This is a genomic window from Aquirufa sp. (assembly GCF_044239315.1).
Classification (GTDB): Bacteria; Bacteroidota; Bacteroidia; order Cytophagales; family Spirosomataceae; genus Aquirufa.
This window is the reverse complement of the sequence record NZ_JBIIBQ010000036.1, coordinates 1-17273: the sequence shown is the minus strand read 5'-3', so window position 1 is coordinate 17273 and position 17273 is coordinate 1. Positions and strand designations below refer to the sequence as shown.

Genomic DNA, 17273 nt, shown 5'->3' with positions numbered 1-17273 from the left:
TACAGAAACTCCGGGAATTCCTCCGCCTTTAGCGTCAGAAACGGTTCCCGCAACTTTTCGGTCTTGACCAAATGCCACCAACGACAAGGTGAGCATCAAAGCCAGTAGAAAGACCACTCTGCTTACGTAGAAATTGTTTTTCATATAAATTAAAGGTTTTAGTGAATGTTAAACATTTGCCCAATAGAGACTATCAGACAAAGTTTAACGGAGACAATATTAAAAATATTTTGTTATTTTCTACACAATTAAATATAATTTTTTTAATATTTTTTTTAATAATAACCATTAAATAACATTATGTTAATCCCATAATTAATTTTATTGTTTAAAACAAAATCGAAGAATATTTTTACTAAAAGAGAAGAATTCCTCTTCAACTTGCATTCATTGATTGAAAATAAAACTTTTTTCCATTTTTAGGTGTTAACAAACTATGCCTGAAAAAATTATTGAGGTCCGCCACCTTTCGAAAAAATTTGGTTCTTTCCAAGCCGTCTCAGATGTTAGCTTTTCTGTTTACAAAGGAGATGTTTTTGGGTTCTTAGGTCCCAATGGTGCAGGAAAAAGCACAAGCATACGATGCCTTAATTCGTTGATTACACCGGACAGTGGGACAATAGAAATTTTTGGAGAATCTATCTCCACTCATCGTGAATACATTCTAGGGCGTATCGGAAGTATTATCGAAAAACCCGATTTTTACAAATACTTATCGGCCTACCGAAATCTAGAAATCTTCTCTCGCATCTCAGGAAAGCCATCCACAAAGCAAGAAATCTACAAAATGTTAGATTTTGTGGGTTTAGGTGGACGCGAAAAAGACAAATTTGCTGGTTTTTCTCACGGGATGAAACAGCGGTTAGGAATCGCGCAAACTCTATTACATAATCCGGACCTGATCATTTTAGACGAACCTACGACGGGATTAGATCCACAAGGTATTATTGATATCCGAAACTTGATTTTGCGTCTAAAAAACGAACAAAACAAAACGGTGCTTTTGTCGTCTCATAATTTGGCAGAAATTGAACTGATCTGTAATCGAATGGTCATTATTAACAAAGGCAGATCTATCGTCGAGGGAAATGTCAATGAACTAATGAATGGCGAAAATCTGATTTTACGCTTAGAAGCAAGCCCTATGCCATCTGTTAAAAACACCTTGCTAGCTTGGAAACCTAATTTAGCATGGGAAAGTATAGGCGATTCAGCGATTCAATTTCCTATCGAAAAATCAGAAATTCCTACGCTCACCAAATACCTCGTTGAGCAAAATATCGAAATATACAGCCTGGAGGCGAAAAGAACGCTGGAGGATTATTTCATTAAAATCGTGAACCAATGATCCTGTTTAACAGCATATATAATGAAATAATTAAGATTGCACTCAAGCCTAGGTCCTATTTAGGCCTTGCCGCCATCACCGTGTTAGTTGGCGTCATTCAATTTGCCTTGAAGGCAGACGGAATGTCGATCATCTCCTTTGTGACAGCCTCGTTCGAGCAGACGTTGACCTTCGAAGGCAATGTGTTGAATGGTAATTTAGTTGCCTTCATCATTCTTCAGATGTTATTAGTCCAAATTCCGCTACTAGTCGCCTTGGTGACTGGCGATTTAGTTTCAGGTGAGGCCGCGATGGGAACGATTCGAATGCTAGCTACGAAACCGATTTCACGTGTTCAACTCTTGTTGTCTAAATTTATTGCTGGTGGGATATATACCTTCATTGTCATTTTATGGATGGGTATCATGTCTGTGCTAGTAGGAAAAATGTTGTTTGGAACGGGCGACATGATGGTTTTGAATTCAGATGGATTAGTGATTTTGCAAGAAGCTGATGTGAATTGGCGTTATTTAGGTGGATTTGCTGTGGCGTTTTTAGCGTTATTTACGGTCAGTTCCTTGTCTATTTGCTTGTCCTGCTTTACAGACAATTCCATCGGGCCTATCGTGGCGACCATGTCGGTTATCTTGTTATTTACGATTATAGGAACCTTAGATGTGCGTGTTTTCGATCCAATTAAACCCTATTTGTTTACCACACACATGGCTTCCTGGCGCTCCTTTTTCGAGGATCCGCTTCCTATTTCTGACATCTTACGTTCCTGTGTGGTATTAGTGGCGCATAATGTGGTGTTAATTTCTGTTTCGCTCTATACTTTCCACCGAAAAGATATTCAATCATGATTCGCGTAATATTTCTATTTCTTTCTTTTTCCCTGTTTGCTCAGGATGCGAACAAGACCGTTGTACAGGTCTTAGCGCGGATGAACAAAGTGCGCGATTACCGCGTCGAGGCGCAGATAAAATCCGATATTCCCTTGATTAAGATTATGCCAGCAAAGGCGACCATCTATTTTAAGCAACCAGAAAAATTCCGCATGATCACAAAGGGGATTGCTATTTTGCCCAAAAAAGGTTTCACCGACTTAACCGCCTTACTGCGCAATAAATCTGCTTACAATGCCTTATTTACCGGTTTCGAGGCCATCGATGGTATTAAAACAGAATCAATTACACTCTTACCAACGGACGATTCAGGTGAGATAGTCTTAGCTAAAATCTGGGTGGATCCTACCCTCGACTTGATTTTAAAGTCTCAAATCACCTCCCGTAGCAACGGAACCGTACTTTCCACCTATGTATATGGCTCTGAAAAAGCCTTTGGACTACCATCTGAATTGAATATTACGGTAGATGTGAAAAAATTCAAGATCCCTAAAGGCGTGGTCGTCGATATTAATCGAACCGCAGTCACACCCGTAAATACACGCAAAACCGGCCAAATTCGTCTGTCGCTAACGAATTACGTCATCAACCAAGGAATCGAAGACAAAATCTTCAAAGACTAGAACTCCTTTCTTGTACTATATTACCGGCAGCTTTCGTTCTTTTTTCGTAATTTAGATTTCTAAATCAAAAAAAATGAAAGGCGTTTACCTCTTTTTGCTTTTAAGCTTTTCGCTAGCTAGCTATGCCCAAAACTGGCAGCTGACCGGATTCAAAAAAGCTGACGCTGAAAATCCAATCCTTTCCCCCTCCTTAGAAGCCCGTTTCCTAGATCCTATCACCGGTAAAAATGTTGGCTGGGAAAATAAAAACGTCTTAAATCCAACGGCCCTCGTTCGTAATGGCCTCGTTCATTTACTCTACCGTGCACAAGATTCTGTAGGTACTTCGCGTATTGGATTAGCGACGAGCACAGATGGAATTCATTTCAAAAAATATCCGGAACCTATTTTATTCCCATCAAATGACGCATTCCGCGGTTTTGAGTGGCCAGGTGGCATAGAAGACCCTCGAATTGTGGAAACCAAGGATGGTGGCTATTTCCTAACCTATACTTCATATGACGGGAAAGTCGCACGTTTGTGCGGTGCGTTTTCGAAAGATTTGAAAACCTGGGAGAAAATTGGTCCCCTATTTACGACCGAAAAATACTTGAATACCTGGTCTAAATCTGGGGCCCTTGTTACAGTCCAGCAGGGCAGCCGTTTAGTAGCTCATCAGATTGATGGATTATATTATATGTATTTTGGTGATACCGACTTATTCTTGGCGACTTCGAAAGATTTACGTCATTGGGACATCTTGGAAAATGCAGAAAACGCTTTTCGATTATCTGTCTTAAAACCTCGTGCAGGCTATTTTGATAGCCGTTTGGTGGAACCCGGACCTTATGCCTTACTTAAAAAAGAAGGCATTTTACTGATTTACAACAGTTCGAATGCGGCAAATTATAACGAAGCTCGCTTCCCTATATTCACCTATGCTGCTGGGCAAGTTTTATTTGATGCACAAAAACCCTTTAAAGTCATCGCAAGAACAAACGAGCCGTTTATTTGGCCTAATCAACCCTATGAAAAAGTAGGTGAGGTGAACGAAGTGTGTTTCGTGGAAGGTTTAGTTCCTTTTAAAGGAAAATGGTTTCTTTACTATGGAACCGCTGACTCTAAAATTGCTGTTTCTATTAAATAATGAACACATTAGGTTTACATAGCGTCCACCACATCGCCATTATCTGCTCAGATTATGCGCGTTCTAAGGCCTTTTACACCAAGGATTTAGGGCTTGAAATTATACGAGAAGTGTACCGTGAAGAGCGTGATTCCTATAAACTGGATTTAGCACTTAATAATCATTATGTGATTGAATTGTTCTCCTTCCCTAATCCGCCAGCCCGTCCTTCTAGGCCGGAAAGCACGGGCTTAAGGCACTTAGCATTTCAAGTAAATAACCTGGATCTTACAGTTCAGGAATTAACCAAAAAAGGCATTATATCGGAGCCTATTCGCATCGATGAGTTCACCGGAAAGCGATTTACCTTTATTGCTGATCCGGATGATTTGCCGCTTGAATTTTATGAGATATGATCTGATTTTTTGAATTATGAATAGAATTGATAAAAAACCCCTTTCAAAACTCGGATTTGAATTCGTAACCCCTGCTTATTTAGAAGAAGGCCAAACAGAATTCGACCACCGAAATGCTTCTTTAGACTTAGCCGCTTACCGGGCTTTAGCTCCTCGTGAAATTAGTATCCTGGAGGCGAATCTGAACGAAGCTGAAAACTGGAAAGATGTGTGGGTGAAAGAGGGCTTTAATCCTTATTTGGTCAAGAATTGCCGTTTTTTTGGGGTAAATCGCATCGGGGTTTTAGAAAGTTGCTATTTAGAATTCAAAAACCTGCGCATGCCGGTGGGACTGTATAATAGCACCTTGATTTCTTGTGATTTTGGCGATAATGTGGCCATCGACCGCGTGAATTTATTATCTCATTACCAAATCGGAAATGAGGTCATGATCCTCCAAGTGAACGAATTAGCGACGACACCAACGGCGAAATTTGGAAATGGTATTGTAAAGAAAGGTGAGGAAGAACGTATCCGAATTTGGATGGAATTAGGCAACGAAAACGGCGGCCGCAAGGTCATTCCATTCGTGGGGATGAAACCAGCAGATGCCTTTTTGTGGACGCAAGATCGTGATGACAGCCTTTTACAGGCGAAATACAAAGAAATGGCCATCCAAGAATTCTCATCAAAGCGAGGATTCTATGGCCAAATCGGCGATCGCACCGTCATCAAGAATACCGGAATCATCAAAGACGTCAATATGGGCACCGACACCTATATCAAAGGCGCGAATAAATTAAAGAACTTAACAATCATCTCAAATGCGGAAGCCTCCACTCAAATAGGTGAAGGCTGCGAAATCGTCAACGGAATAATCCACGAAGGCTGCCGCATATTCTACGGAGTTAAAGCAGTTCGTTTTATCCTAGCGGCACATTCTCAGCTAAAATACGGTGCGCGTTTGATCAACTCCTTCTTAGGAAGTAATTCAACTATTTCCTGCTGTGAGGTATTAAATTCGCTTATTTTTCCAGCCCACGAACAACACCACAACAACTCGTTCTTGTGTGCGGCAATCGTAAATGGCCAAAGTAACATGGCCGCCGGTGCCACCCTCGGTTCTAACCACAATTCACGTGGAGCGGATGGAGAATTACAGGCGGGACGTGGATTTTGGCCTGGCTTATCCGTAGCCTTAAAACACAATTCGAAATTCGCTTCGTTTAATTTGATTTCAAAAGGCAATTACCCAGGCGAAATTCACAATCCCCTACCCTTCTCGCTCATCGGAAACGATGATACTGAAGGTGGATTATTGATTATTGCCGGCTATTGGTTCCAGTACAATATGTACGCCCTAGCGCGTAATGCATGGAAATTCGCGGCCAGAGACCAAAGAACGAACAAAGACATGTTGCTCGAGTTTGATTTCTTGGCGCCTGATACCGTTTCAGAAATCTTACAAGCCATTAAACTATTGGAAAAATGGGTTTCTGAATCCTTAGGCGGCGGCGACGGGAAAGCCTGGTTACAAGACCCGGCAAATGCTTCAAATCCTTTAGCCATCTACGCCACTGGCATAGAAAACACGAAACGCAGAACGCGCATAGCGAAAGCGCACAAAGCCTACCAGATTTTCCATGACTTATTGAATTACCATGCGGCCAAAGAATGGTTAGCCACCTCCGAGCGAAACCCTGGCAAATCGCCTTCTGAGCTTCTTCAAGCAACCTTAAAGAATGCCACTGCGATTCAAGTATGGGAAAACCTAGGAGGCCAATTGATACCTTCTGGATTCATTCAAGGTCTAAAAAGTGACATCAAAACAGGCAAAATTACCCGATGGAAGCAAGTACACGAATTCTATGAAAAACAAGCAGCACTTTATCCAGACCAAAAATTCGAAAATGCCCTCAACGGTCTACTGCAAGTTAACCCACACGCTTTCGAAAACATTCCTGCTTGTATAGATCGCGCCATTGTCACCTCCGATTTCTTAACAGCCGGCATCGAACGTTCTCGTTCAAAAGACTACGAAGATCCATTCCGTTTAGCCATGTTTGGTAACGCGAAAGAACTGGATGCGGTGATCGGGGATGTGAAGGATAATGAGTTTATTCAGGAGGCGAAGGTGAGAGCGGTAACGTTTAGAGAGAAACTGGCCAAGTTAGTTTAGAGATTATAGAGTACAGAGTAGAGATATGGAATTAAAAAAGGGGCCTTCGCCCCTTTTTTAATAATTCAGAAATAGTAAAGTCAAAATCTATACTCTCTACTCTATTATCTCTAATCTAGCCATAAAAATGGCTACACCATTTTTATGGCTTGTTAGAATCCACCACCAATCTCTGCTCTCTATTCGCGATTTCCCACGCCATATAGAACACTAGACGGCCTACTTTTTGGATTTGGTCAAACTCAATTTTGTCTACCTCATCACCTGGCATGTGGTAATCGTCGTGCACTCCGTTAAAGAAGAAAGCTACTGGAATGCCAAATTTCGCGAAGTTATAGTGATCTGAACGGTAGTAGAAACGGTTTGGATCGTTCGGATCGTTGAAACGGAAATCTAGTTCCAGACCTACGTGCTTCTTGTTTTGCTCGATTAATACCTCACGTAATTGAGACGATAATTTATCTGAACCGATTTCGTAGATGTAATCCGGCTTTCCTTTGTGCTCGTCATCGTAGCGACCTGTCATATCTGTGTTTAAGTCGACCACTGTATTCTTTAATGGGAATAAAGGGTGGTTTGCGTACCACTCAGAACCTAAAAGGCCTTTTTCTTCACCTGTTACCGTCATAAATAAGATGCTACGACGAGGACGTTTTCCTTCAGCTGCTGCCTTTCCGAAAGCCTCCGCTAATTCCATTACTGTTACCGTTCCCGAACCATCATCGTTTGCGCCGTTGTTGATTTGGCCGTCTGCAGATACTCCGATGTGATCGTAGTGCGCTGTTAAAACGACGATTTCTTCTTTCTTGTCTGTTCCTTCTAAGTAACCTACTACGTTATACGTGTCTACTGGCTTCTCTGTTCTTTCGATCGTTACTTCGATCGGTGCTGCTTTGAATTTAGAGGCAACTGATTTTTTCGCAGATGCTAAGGAAGCTTTATAGGCTAATAATTCCGCCTCTGTCGTGCCTAACAATTCAGCCGCCGCCTCTGATGAAATGACAAAAACGGGTGCTTCGTTTGCTGCGGATGCTGCATCAGCAAAGGCCATGCGCTCGTTTCCAAAACGTTTCATCATCGCTTGACGTTGACGAACTTGGTTGCCAAAAGTTTTTGTATCGCGATCCGCGATCAAGATCAAACCTTTCGCTCCAGCTGCTTGTGCGCGCTTTAATTTTTCTTTCCAACCATCGCCTTTACCGAAAACGGATGGGTCCTTCGAACCAGAAAGTACATAAAGACCAGCGGCATCTTTGGCTTCGCCTTCAAAGGCTAAAACCATTTTTCCTTTGGCATTTAATTTATCAAAATCCGTATAGCCACCTTGCTGAACCCCAAAGCCAGCAAATACCATTGGGAATTTTGAATTAGCCGCCACTGGCGCTAAAGCACTCGCCATCATGTCGACTAAGTATTCGTATTTCTTTCCTTTAGAAGTAAAGAAAACGTTCGTCCAGGCGCGGTTTACTAGGTCCACTTTTTGGAAATAAGACCCATTCACTGGCGCAATGCCTGATTTCTTGAAGGAGTCTGCAATGTAGTTCGCAGCCACTAATTGTTCTGCCGAACCCGTATTACGTCCTTTTAAGCTATCAGAAGCGATAAAAGTCAAGTGTTTTTTCAGATCATCCGCTCTGATAGACAGCGCGTAAGGAACTGGATCTCCCTGAGCAATGGCGCTCATCGGGATTAATTTAGCAGCTAAAAATAGCCCTAAAACGTAGATGTTAGTTTTTTTCATTTTTCGAAACAAAATTTAAGAAAGCGAAGTTAAGAATCTAAAAATAAATCGCTAAAAAAAGATTAAATTTGTGGCGATTTTCTTATCCAAATTCTCAACATTCATGACCTTAAATTACACTTATCAGGAAGACTTTTCTTTACGTCATAACAATGCAGATGCAGCTGATATAGCAGCCATGTTAAAAACCATTGGCGTAGATAGTTTAAATACACTTATTCAACAAACTGTCCCTGAGAAAATTCGCTTAACACAAGGGCTTCGTTTGCCAGAACCGAAATCTGAATTCGCGTTCTTGCGTGATTTCAAAGCGATGATGGGCCAAAACCAGATCTTCAAATCACATATCGGTTTAGGTTACTCAGACACGATTGTTCCTACGGTCATTTTGAGAAATATTTTAGAAAATCCATCTTGGTACACGGCTTACACGCCTTACCAAGCAGAAATCGCACAAGGTCGTTTGGAGATGTTGTTAAACTACCAAACGATGATCATCGATTTAACCGGCATGGAATTAGCGAACGCATCCCTTTTAGATGAAGGAACGGCGGCAGCGGAAGCCATGACGATGTTATATGGCCAACGTCCAGCAGAACGCAATTCAGCCGAGGCTTATTTCGTGTCCGAATTATGCTTACCACAAACGATTGACTTATTAAAGACGCGCGCAGAACCTATCGGCATTGAAATCGTCGTAGGTGACCACCGCAATTTCGACGTAACCGACGCGCGTTTCTATGGAATGATGTTGCAATACCCTGCTTCGAATGGCGAAGTATTTGATTATTCCGCTTTAATCGCGGCTGCGAAAGAAAACGGCTTACAAGTAGTTGTTGCAGCAGATTTATTAGCCTTGACATTATTAACGCCTCCGGGTGAAATGGGAGCCGATGCGGTAGTAGGAGTTTCTCAGCGCTTTGGGGTACCGATGGGCTTTGGAGGTCCACACGCTGGATTCTTTGCAACGAAAGAAAAATACAAGCGTAATATTCCAGGTCGTATCATCGGGGTTTCGGTAGATGCAGAAGGAAACCGAGCGCTACGCATGGCGCTTCAAACACGTGAGCAACACATTCGCCGCGAAAAAGCGACGTCTAATATTTGTACAGCACAAGTTTTATTGTCAATCATGGCCGCTTCCTACGCGATCTACCATGGTCCACAAGGCTTAAAGAAAATTGCAGAAAAGGTATATGGGTTAACGGAATTACTGGCTGTTAACTTACGCAAACTAGGTTTCACTTTAGTGAATACACACCATTTCGATACACTAACGATTGAGACGGGTGCGCAAACGTCGGACTTACGTGTTTTGGCAGAAAAAGCAACACGCAACTTACGTTATACGGCTACTACCACGAGCATCTCCTTAGATGAGACAACACAAGAAGCTGATGTGATTGAGATCATCTCGTTCTTCGAGACGTTAAAAGGAGCAAAAACGTCAGAGAAAAATGTTGCCTGGGCAATCCCTGCAGCCCTAACACGTACGTCTACTTACTTAACACACAGCGTTTTCAATAAATACCATTCCGAGCACGGGATGTTACGTTATTTGAAATCATTAGAGTCGAAAGATTTATCAATGGTTCACTCGATGATCTCTTTAGGTTCATGTACGATGAAACTGAATGCAACGACGGAGATGATTCCGGTAACATGGCCAGAATTAGGCAAAATGCACCCATTCGCGCCTGCTTCACAGACAAAAGGCTACCAGCAATTAGTAGCTGATTTGAATGAGTGGTTATGTGAAATTACGGGTTTTGCTAAAATGTCGATGCAACCGAACTCTGGAGCACAAGGCGAATATGCAGGTCTTATGACGATTCGTGCTTACCATGCATCTCGCGGTGATCACCACCGTGATATTGCGATCATCCCATCATCAGCGCACGGAACAAATCCTGCTTCAGCGGTTATGGCAGGAATGAAGGTAATTGTTTCTCCTTGCGATGCGAGTGGAAATATTGATATGGCTGATTTAAAGGCCAAAGCCTTAGAACACAAAGACAACCTCTCTTGCCTAATGATCACGTACCCAAGTACGCACGGGGTTTTTGAGGAAACGATTCAAGAGATTTGCGCGATCATCCACGAAAATGGAGGTCAGGTTTATATGGACGGAGCAAACATGAATGCTCAAGTGGGATTAACTTCCCCTGCACGCATCGGAGCAGACGTTTGTCACCTAAACTTACACAAGACGTTCTGTATCCCTCACGGAGGTGGTGGCCCAGGCATGGGACCTATCGGAGTGGCGCCACAGTTAGTTCCTTTCTTACCAGGACACATACATGACGGAACTTCGGGTGCTGTTTCTGCTGCTCCAGTGGGATCTGCCAGTATTTTAGCGATCTCCTACGCTTACATCGCGATGATGGGAGGAAATGGTTTAACTACGGCAACAGAAATTGCGATTTTAAATGCGAACTACATCAAGGCGCGTTTAGAAAAAGAATTTAGTATCCTATATACAGGAACACAAGGCCGTAGTGCACATGAGATGATCGTAGATTGCCGTCCGTTCAAATTATCCGCTGGCGTAGAGGCCGAGGATATCGCGAAACGTCTAATGGATTACGGATTCCACGCACCTACCCTTTCTTTCCCAGTAGCTGGAACCTTAATGATTGAGCCTACTGAGTCAGAGAACAAAGATGAATTAGATCGTTTCTGTGACGCACTTCTAAGCATTCGCGCCGAGATTCGCGAAATCGAAGAAGGCAAAGCGGACAAAGCGTCGAACGTATTAAAGCACGCTCCACACACACAATCAGCTGTTTTATTAGGCGATTGGGATCGTCCTTACTCACGCGAAAAAGCGGTATTCCCGTTATCGTATGTGAAGGCGAATAAGTTTTGGCCTACGGTTTCACGCATCGATTCTGCTTATGGCGATCGCAACTTAGTTTGTGCTTGCGAGCCGATGGAGAGTTATATGTAGAATTAATTCTAAAAGGAGTCACTTAATGGGACCACCAGAAAACCACCTCAAACGAGGTGGTTTTCTTATTTTACGGCAGGAGTAGCAAAAGTCCTAGTCGAATTGCTAATTCATTGATTACTATCTTATTCTCGTATTATGTTTACAATACTTACAGCCATTTTCTCATCTTACTACAATAGCACAAACTATTTAGAATTTTTCCTAAATTAGCCACAACTAAACCTATTTAACCACCTTCTTTTGTTTCATTTTCATGCGGAATCGACTCCCCTATTTTTGCCTATTTCTATTGATTCAGTTGGCTGCTCAAGCGCAGCAAATACGCGTTGGCGCTGCACTCCGGGTCATCACACCCGATCCACTCCTACCTGTTTCAGGAGGAATTGGGGTTCCACATCCTGTTACAGAAAAGCGCGGTGATCTATTTGCACGCGCCATGGTCTTTGAACAAGGAAACACGCGATTTGCCATTGTGAATGTCGACAATCTGGGCTGGACATCGATCTTAGGCAACCGCTCCCGTGCCCTAATTAAAGGTATCGCGCCTGAGAATGTATTGATTGGAGCCACACATACTCACAGCGCACCTGATGCGTATGGTTTTCCAGACATGTCCGGAAAAAGCTATGCCGATTTGAAGTATTTAGACTGGTGTGTAAAGCAAATTGCTGATGCTGTAAATGAGGCAACAGCCCGCTTACAACCTGCTACTTTAAAGGTAGCCATGGGGGAAGCAAAGGGTAAAATAGCCTATAATTATTATGCTCCCGCTTTATATGATCCCCGTTGTGGCGTAATTCAAGCCACAGCAACTTCAGGTCCAAACGTGGGAAAACCCATTGCAACCTTAGTTAATTATGCCGTCCATCCAGAAGTATTAGGGAACAGCCGAGGTATTTTAAGCCCCGACATGATTGGGCCTATGTATCAAAAAATTGAATCGACTATTGGCGGTATCGCCTTATTCATGAATGGAGCTCAGGGCGGAATGGTAACCGCTGATACCCGTTTGGAATATGTGAAAGAAGGCCAAAATCAAAAAGAGGCGAATACCTGGGAGGAATGCATTCGCATCGGCGAACTATTAGCTGATGAAGCGATGCGCATTGTAGCGGCGGCACCCGTACTGACGAACCCTTCCTTGTATTGTACTTCGCGAAAAATTTCATTCCCTATTGATTCCGAAATCATGCGGTACATCCTGAAAAAATCACCCTTACAATTCGAGGGTGGAAAAGATAATCAGGTGACGACCCAACTCAATCTTTTGAATATCGGACCAGCACAAATTTTAACCGTACCCGGAGAAGCATTACCCAATGTAGGCTATTATGTGAAACGAAATATGAATAGCACGATGCCCTTTTTATTTGGTTTGACAAATGATGCATTTGGCTATATGTTAGCCAAAGTTGACTTCAATTCCTTCAAACGCTACGAATACGTCTCTCAAACTTCATTGGGTGAAATGACCGCCGAAATCTACATGGAGCAAGCCTTGAAATTAGTGAAGGAAAGTCCCAAGCCACAAAATTAATCTACCTTGCATGCACAAATTAGTCCTTATAACCATTTTATTGGGCAGTTCGATGGGTTTATTCGCCCAAAACAATATCAGCCCCATCACATCATCCATGCTTATTTTCCCTGCACAGGATAAACATGTACACGGAAGTAGCTTAGTCGCTTTACCCAACGGAGATCTTCTGTCAGTCTGGTTTTATGGGAACGGTGAACGAAATTCAGACGATGTAAAATTGATGGGAGCCCGACTCTCCAAAGGATCTAAGGTATGGAGTGAACCTTTTTTAATGGCAGATACCCCTAATTTGCCCGATTGCAATCCAGTCTTATTTTTAAACCAAAAAGGAAAATTATTCTTGGTCTGGATTGCCGTACAATCGAATCGCTGGGAACAATCCATTTTGCGTGTTAAAACATCCACCAACTACACGGCATCTGGTGCCCCTATTTGGGAATGGCAAGACAATATTTTATTAAAAATGGATGACCGCTTTGCCCAAGAGATCGCCGCAAAACTTAAACAGTTACCTAGCCATGGAATAGGCTGGTCTGGTTATGCGCCGAAGTACGACGAGATGATCAATGCCGCTGCAATAGATCCAATGAAGCGAAATTTAGGTTGGATGACGCGCATCAAACCGCTATTGATCGGCGAAAATCGCATTGTGTTGCCCTTGTACTCAGACGGATTTAACCTATCCATTATGGCCATTTCAGATGACCAAGGAAGCACCTGGCGTCCCAGCCTTCCAGTCGTGGGCCGTGGCCCCATTCAGCCTGCTTTGGTTCTCAAAAAAAATGGACATATTTTAGCCATGATGCGCGATAGTGGGGATGACCCAGCACGGGTACACCTGAGTGAGTCGGTCGATCAAGGCGAAAGCTGGACACCCACCATCAAAACCGATATCCCGAATACGGCGAGTGTTGAATTGTTGGCCTTGCAAGATGGACGTTTGGCATTTCTGGGGAATGACATTAAAGACGGTCGGTACCGCTTGCAATTATATCTTTCAGCAGATGAAGGGAAAAGTTGGGCGTGGAAAATACCCATTGAACAGGTAGAACCAGGTAAGGGAAGCTTTTCCTACCCAAGCCTACTTCAAACTTCAGATGGCATGGTGCGAATGACCTACTCCTCTCACATAGGCACAAATCAAAAATCGATTAAATATGTGGTACTCGACCCTACAAAAATCAAGTAAGCTAGCCATACTCTTTCTGTGTTTAGCTTCATGTGTTTACGGACAAAAAAAATCTACCCAACCCGTTTATGTAGATAAACCATTTTGGCAAGATTATAGCGTCAAATACTATACCAAGGATAACCCATTGCAGTTAAAATCAGTCGCTGCCGACCGGAATGGATCCATCAAAATTTTTAGTTCCGCTGGATTGATGTTGCCTCATGCAGGCCAATTTTTATATCCAGGAACTTTAGTATCCGATCAGCGAAACAGAACCAGCGGCTCTAAAAAAATCCAGCACCTTTTCACTTATGCTGACCAATTTGTCTTTTTGGATGACAAATCAATCTTCAGCCATGCATGGGCAGGAACATTACAATCGAGACATGAATTACCAGGCGCTTCTATGGGTGCAGGCGGAAATGACTTTTCAATTTTAATCAGCGATGGAACTTCCCTACATCTCGTGCATAACTCTAAAACACTTTTTAAATCCCGTATAGACGGAGATCAAATAAGTGCGCTTGGCTTCGATCCCAGCACAGGGTATTTTTGGGTGTTGGCATCCAATGGACTTCATCGATTTGACCCCAAAACGGGTCAATTAGCCTTATGGATACCAGGAAACAAACTTACGGCTTTTGATGTACGGGGAAATAAGGCCGTTGTGGGAAGCAGTGAAGGTTTTTTTACGGTAGATTTGGCGACGAAAAAAGTGGGGGCGCTACAACAAAAAATACCAGTTCTAGCCATTACAGCCGTAAAAATCATGGGAGATAAAATATGGTTTGGGTCCACTAATGGTGCATTTGTATTGCGCAAAGAGGGGAAATTTGATTATTATCAGGGAGAGCGCTGGCTTCCGAATAATGAAGTTACAGCAATCAATGCTGGCCCAAATCAATCCGTTCTAATCCTAACAAAGACGGGACTAGCGCAACTACACGTTAAGTCGATGACTTTACACGAAAAAGCGATGTACTTTGAGACACAGGTACGCGAGCGGCATATCAGACATGGATTTAATGCGAGTTTGAGTCAAATGGATCACGGGAATATCACCACAGGGTATTTGGCAGATTCAGATAATGACGGATTATGGACTTCGATGTATTTGGGAGCGGAGATATTCAGGTATGCCGTGACCAAGGAAGCGGATGCCTTAGCGAATGTTCGTGAGGCGTTTGAAGCAATGGAAAGATTATACACAATCACCTCGGTACCGGGATTTCCTGCGCGGTCATATGAGCGTAGTGGCTATGTATCCCAGCTTTCAGATCCTGAGCGCTGGCAACATGCATCGGATGCCGCATGGGATTGGAAATCTACGACATCCTCGGACGAGGTGATTGGGCATATGTTTGCCTTTGGGGCATTAGCGGAATTAGTTAACGTACCCGATTTACAAAAAAGATCCATTGTATTGATGGATACCTTGATGTCGCACATCATCAAAAATAAGTGGTATTTGATTGACTATGATGGAAAACCTACCTTATGGGGGCGCTGGAATCCGTCGTATGTAAATGGTTTCCCAACCAATATTGGAGATCGAAAATTAAACTCATCGAATATTATTTCGATGTTGCAGACGGCTTATCACTTTACGAAAAAACCGATATACAAGGAAAAAGCTTTTGAGCTTATGCAAAAGCATGGGTATTTTGAAAATTTAATGCGTCCAATGAATCAAATAGGCCTTGCCCCTGATAATGCAGATCTACACGCAAAAAATCTTTCTGATGCTTGGAATCATTCAGATGACGAAATGTATTTTGTGGGATACTGGGGCTTAATTCGCTATGCCTTTAACGATACCTTGCGGGCTAATTTCAAAAAGGCCATCATCGATCATTGGGAAATTGAAAGACCTGAAAAAGAGGGAGCTTGGAATATTTTCACGGCATTGACGGGAACGTCAAGATTTGATTTAGCGGAAGCGGCGTGGTATTTACGGGAACATCCGCTAGACATGGTCGATTGGGCAATTGAGAATAGCCACCGCAAAGACATCGAACTTTTAGCCCCTAACTTTCGCAAGCAATTTACCAAGGAAGTCTTGCCTCCCGATGAACGACCGATTCAACGTCATAATGCCAATATGTTTACATTAGATCGCAAAACTGGAAATGGAATTTCTGAACATAGCGCGGGGGATATTTGGTTATTACCTTATTGGATGGGAAGGTATTTACAAGTGATCAGTGCGCCAGTAAAGGGTCAATAAATGCAGTGAATAATACAGTTAGTAAATAACAAAGTGATTTAACTGGATACTAATCGAGTCAAAAAATCCAACATATCAAGTTGATTAAAACGGTTCGATTTAGATTTGTTAGTGTATGAACCGATGCAACATGCCTTTTTTACATAAATAAAATATAGTATGCTTGCATAACATAATTCCTTTTATTTATATTTACACATCGAGATTTAAAAACGTAGATATGAATCGTGCCATTAAAAAAGTAGCCATTTTAGGCTCAGGAATTATGGGCTCTAGAATAGCCTGTCATTTCGCAAACATTGGGGTTCAGGTCCTTCTTTTGGACATTGCACCACAGACTTTGAGCCCAGAGGAAGAGGCCAAAGGTCTTCGTTTAGAACACCCTTCGGTACGTAACCGAATCGTCAACGCAGCATTTCAACAAACTATAAAAGCAAAGCCCGCATCGCTCTACGCGTCGGGCTTTGCGAATAACATCAAGCTAGGCAACTTCGATGACAACCTTTCTGAAATCAGTTCAGCGGACTGGATCATGGAAGTAGTCGTAGAAAACCTAGCCATCAAACAATCACTCTACGAAAAAGTAGAGACGTTCCGTACACCGGGCACCTTGGTTACCTCGAATACATCGGGTATTCCGATTCATTTGATGTCAGAAGGTAGAAGTGAAGATTTCCAAAAACATTTCTGCGGAACCCACTTCTTCAACCCACCCCGCTACTTACGTTTATTCGAAGTGATTCCAGGTCCTAAAACGGATGCTGCCATTATCGAATTCCTATTAAGCTACGGCGAAACCGAATTAGGTAAAACGGCCGTGCTTTGCAAAGACACACCTGCCTTCATCGCAAACCGTATCGGCGTCTATTCGATGATGCAGACGATGAAAGTGGTAGAGGAATTAGGCTTAACGGTGGAGCAAGTCGATAAATTAACTTCTAAAGTCGTAGGTCGCCCTAAATCGGGAACCTTCCGCCTTTCGGATGTGGTCGGCTTAGATACCACGGTTCACGTGGCGAACAATTTAAAAGCGGCACTCGTAAACGACGAAAGCAAAGAAATTTTCAACTTACCGGTAATGCTGCAGCGTTTAATCGAAAACAAATG

12 protein-coding genes are annotated in these 17273 nt (G+C 42.7%); 11 read left to right on the top strand and 1 reads right to left on the bottom strand.

Annotated features, from left to right (window positions below):
• The first annotated feature begins 436 nt into the window (after window positions 1-436).
• From ACILP5_RS10770 to ACILP5_RS10745, 6 genes are all read left to right on the top strand, one after another.
• Complete coding sequence (locus ACILP5_RS10770; RefSeq protein ID WP_395618654.1) at window positions 437-1348, top strand: ABC transporter ATP-binding protein; 912 nt, start codon at window positions 437-439, stop codon at window positions 1346-1348.
• A complete protein-coding gene (locus ACILP5_RS10765) occupies window positions 1345-2190 on the top strand; it encodes an ABC transporter permease (protein WP_395618653.1) in 846 nt (281 codons plus the stop codon). Before ACILP5_RS10770 ends, ACILP5_RS10765 begins: the two co-directional genes overlap by 4 nt.
• Entirely contained in the window at window positions 2187-2855 is a 669-nt protein-coding gene (locus ACILP5_RS10760; protein ID WP_395618652.1) for an outer membrane lipoprotein carrier protein LolA, read from the top strand. Before ACILP5_RS10765 ends, ACILP5_RS10760 begins: the two co-directional genes overlap by 4 nt.
• Before the next feature lie 73 nt (window positions 2856-2928).
• Window positions 2929-3981 (top strand): glycoside hydrolase family 130 protein, encoded by a 1053-nt coding sequence (locus ACILP5_RS10755; protein WP_395618651.1) that lies wholly within the window; start codon window positions 2929-2931, stop codon window positions 3979-3981.
• Complete coding sequence (locus ACILP5_RS10750) at window positions 3981-4376, top strand: VOC family protein (RefSeq protein WP_395618650.1); 396 nt, start codon at window positions 3981-3983, stop codon at window positions 4374-4376. The genes ACILP5_RS10755 and ACILP5_RS10750 overlap by 1 nt, the downstream gene beginning before the upstream one ends.
• A gap of 16 nt (window positions 4377-4392) precedes the next feature.
• Window positions 4393-6534 (top strand): DUF4954 family protein, encoded by a 2142-nt coding sequence (locus ACILP5_RS10745; RefSeq protein ID WP_395618649.1) that lies wholly within the window; start codon window positions 4393-4395, stop codon window positions 6532-6534.
• Between the two features lie 142 nt (window positions 6535-6676).
• Here ACILP5_RS10745 and ACILP5_RS10740 read toward each other — a convergent pair whose 3' ends face one another.
• Window positions 6677-8275, bottom strand: coding sequence for a M28 family peptidase (locus tag ACILP5_RS10740; RefSeq protein WP_395618648.1), 1599 nt, complete (start codon window positions 8273-8275; stop codon window positions 6677-6679).
• 103 nt (window positions 8276-8378) lie between these two features.
• Here ACILP5_RS10740 and gcvP point away from each other — a divergent pair, with 103 nt between their 5' ends.
• From gcvP to ACILP5_RS10715, 5 genes are all read left to right on the top strand, one after another.
• The gene (gene gcvP, locus ACILP5_RS10735) at window positions 8379-11225 is read left to right on the top strand and encodes an aminomethyl-transferring glycine dehydrogenase (RefSeq protein ID WP_395618647.1); all 2847 of its coding nucleotides are present in this window, start codon (window positions 8379-8381) and stop codon (window positions 11223-11225) included.
• 256 nt (window positions 11226-11481) lie between these two features.
• Window positions 11482-12765 carry a hypothetical protein gene (locus ACILP5_RS10730; RefSeq protein ID WP_395618646.1) on the top strand — a complete coding sequence of 428 codons (1284 nt, stop codon included), beginning with the start codon at window positions 11482-11484 and terminating at the stop codon, window positions 12763-12765.
• A gap of 10 nt (window positions 12766-12775) precedes the next feature.
• Window positions 12776-13957 (top strand): exo-alpha-sialidase, encoded by a 1182-nt coding sequence (locus ACILP5_RS10725; RefSeq protein WP_395618645.1) that lies wholly within the window; start codon window positions 12776-12778, stop codon window positions 13955-13957.
• The gene (locus ACILP5_RS10720) at window positions 13926-16166 is read left to right on the top strand and encodes a hypothetical protein (protein WP_395618644.1); all 2241 of its coding nucleotides are present in this window, start codon (window positions 13926-13928) and stop codon (window positions 16164-16166) included. The genes ACILP5_RS10725 and ACILP5_RS10720 overlap by 32 nt, the downstream gene beginning before the upstream one ends.
• A gap of 220 nt (window positions 16167-16386) precedes the next feature.
• Window positions 16387-17273 (top strand): 3-hydroxyacyl-CoA dehydrogenase family protein (locus ACILP5_RS10715; RefSeq protein ID WP_395618643.1); only part of this gene is annotated, 887 nt, incomplete at its 3' end.

Bases quoted from the DNA above. Each gene is read 5' to 3' on its own strand.
- ACILP5_RS10770 (WP_395618654.1), top strand. From the start codon at position 437: ATGCCTGAAAAAATTATTGAGGTCCGCCACCTTTCGAAAAAATTTGGT.
- ACILP5_RS10765 (WP_395618653.1), top strand. From the start codon at position 1,345: ATGATCCTGTTTAACAGCATATATAATGAAATAATTAAGATTGCACTC.
- ACILP5_RS10760 (WP_395618652.1), top strand. From the start codon at position 2,187: ATGATTCGCGTAATATTTCTATTTCTTTCTTTTTCCCTGTTTGCTCAG.
- ACILP5_RS10755 (WP_395618651.1), top strand. From the start codon at position 2,929: ATGAAAGGCGTTTACCTCTTTTTGCTTTTAAGCTTTTCGCTAGCTAGC.
- ACILP5_RS10750 (WP_395618650.1), top strand. From the start codon at position 3,981: ATGAACACATTAGGTTTACATAGCGTCCACCACATCGCCATTATCTGC.
- ACILP5_RS10745 (WP_395618649.1), top strand. From the start codon at position 4,393: ATGAATAGAATTGATAAAAAACCCCTTTCAAAACTCGGATTTGAATTC.
- ACILP5_RS10740 (WP_395618648.1), bottom strand. From the start codon at position 8,275: ATGAAAAAAACTAACATCTACGTTTTAGGGCTATTTTTAGCTGCTAAA.
- gcvP (WP_395618647.1), top strand. From the start codon at position 8,379: ATGACCTTAAATTACACTTATCAGGAAGACTTTTCTTTACGTCATAAC.
- ACILP5_RS10730 (WP_395618646.1), top strand. From the start codon at position 11,482: ATGCGGAATCGACTCCCCTATTTTTGCCTATTTCTATTGATTCAGTTG.
- ACILP5_RS10725 (WP_395618645.1), top strand. From the start codon at position 12,776: ATGCACAAATTAGTCCTTATAACCATTTTATTGGGCAGTTCGATGGGT.
- ACILP5_RS10720 (WP_395618644.1), top strand. From the start codon at position 13,926: ATGTGGTACTCGACCCTACAAAAATCAAGTAAGCTAGCCATACTCTTT.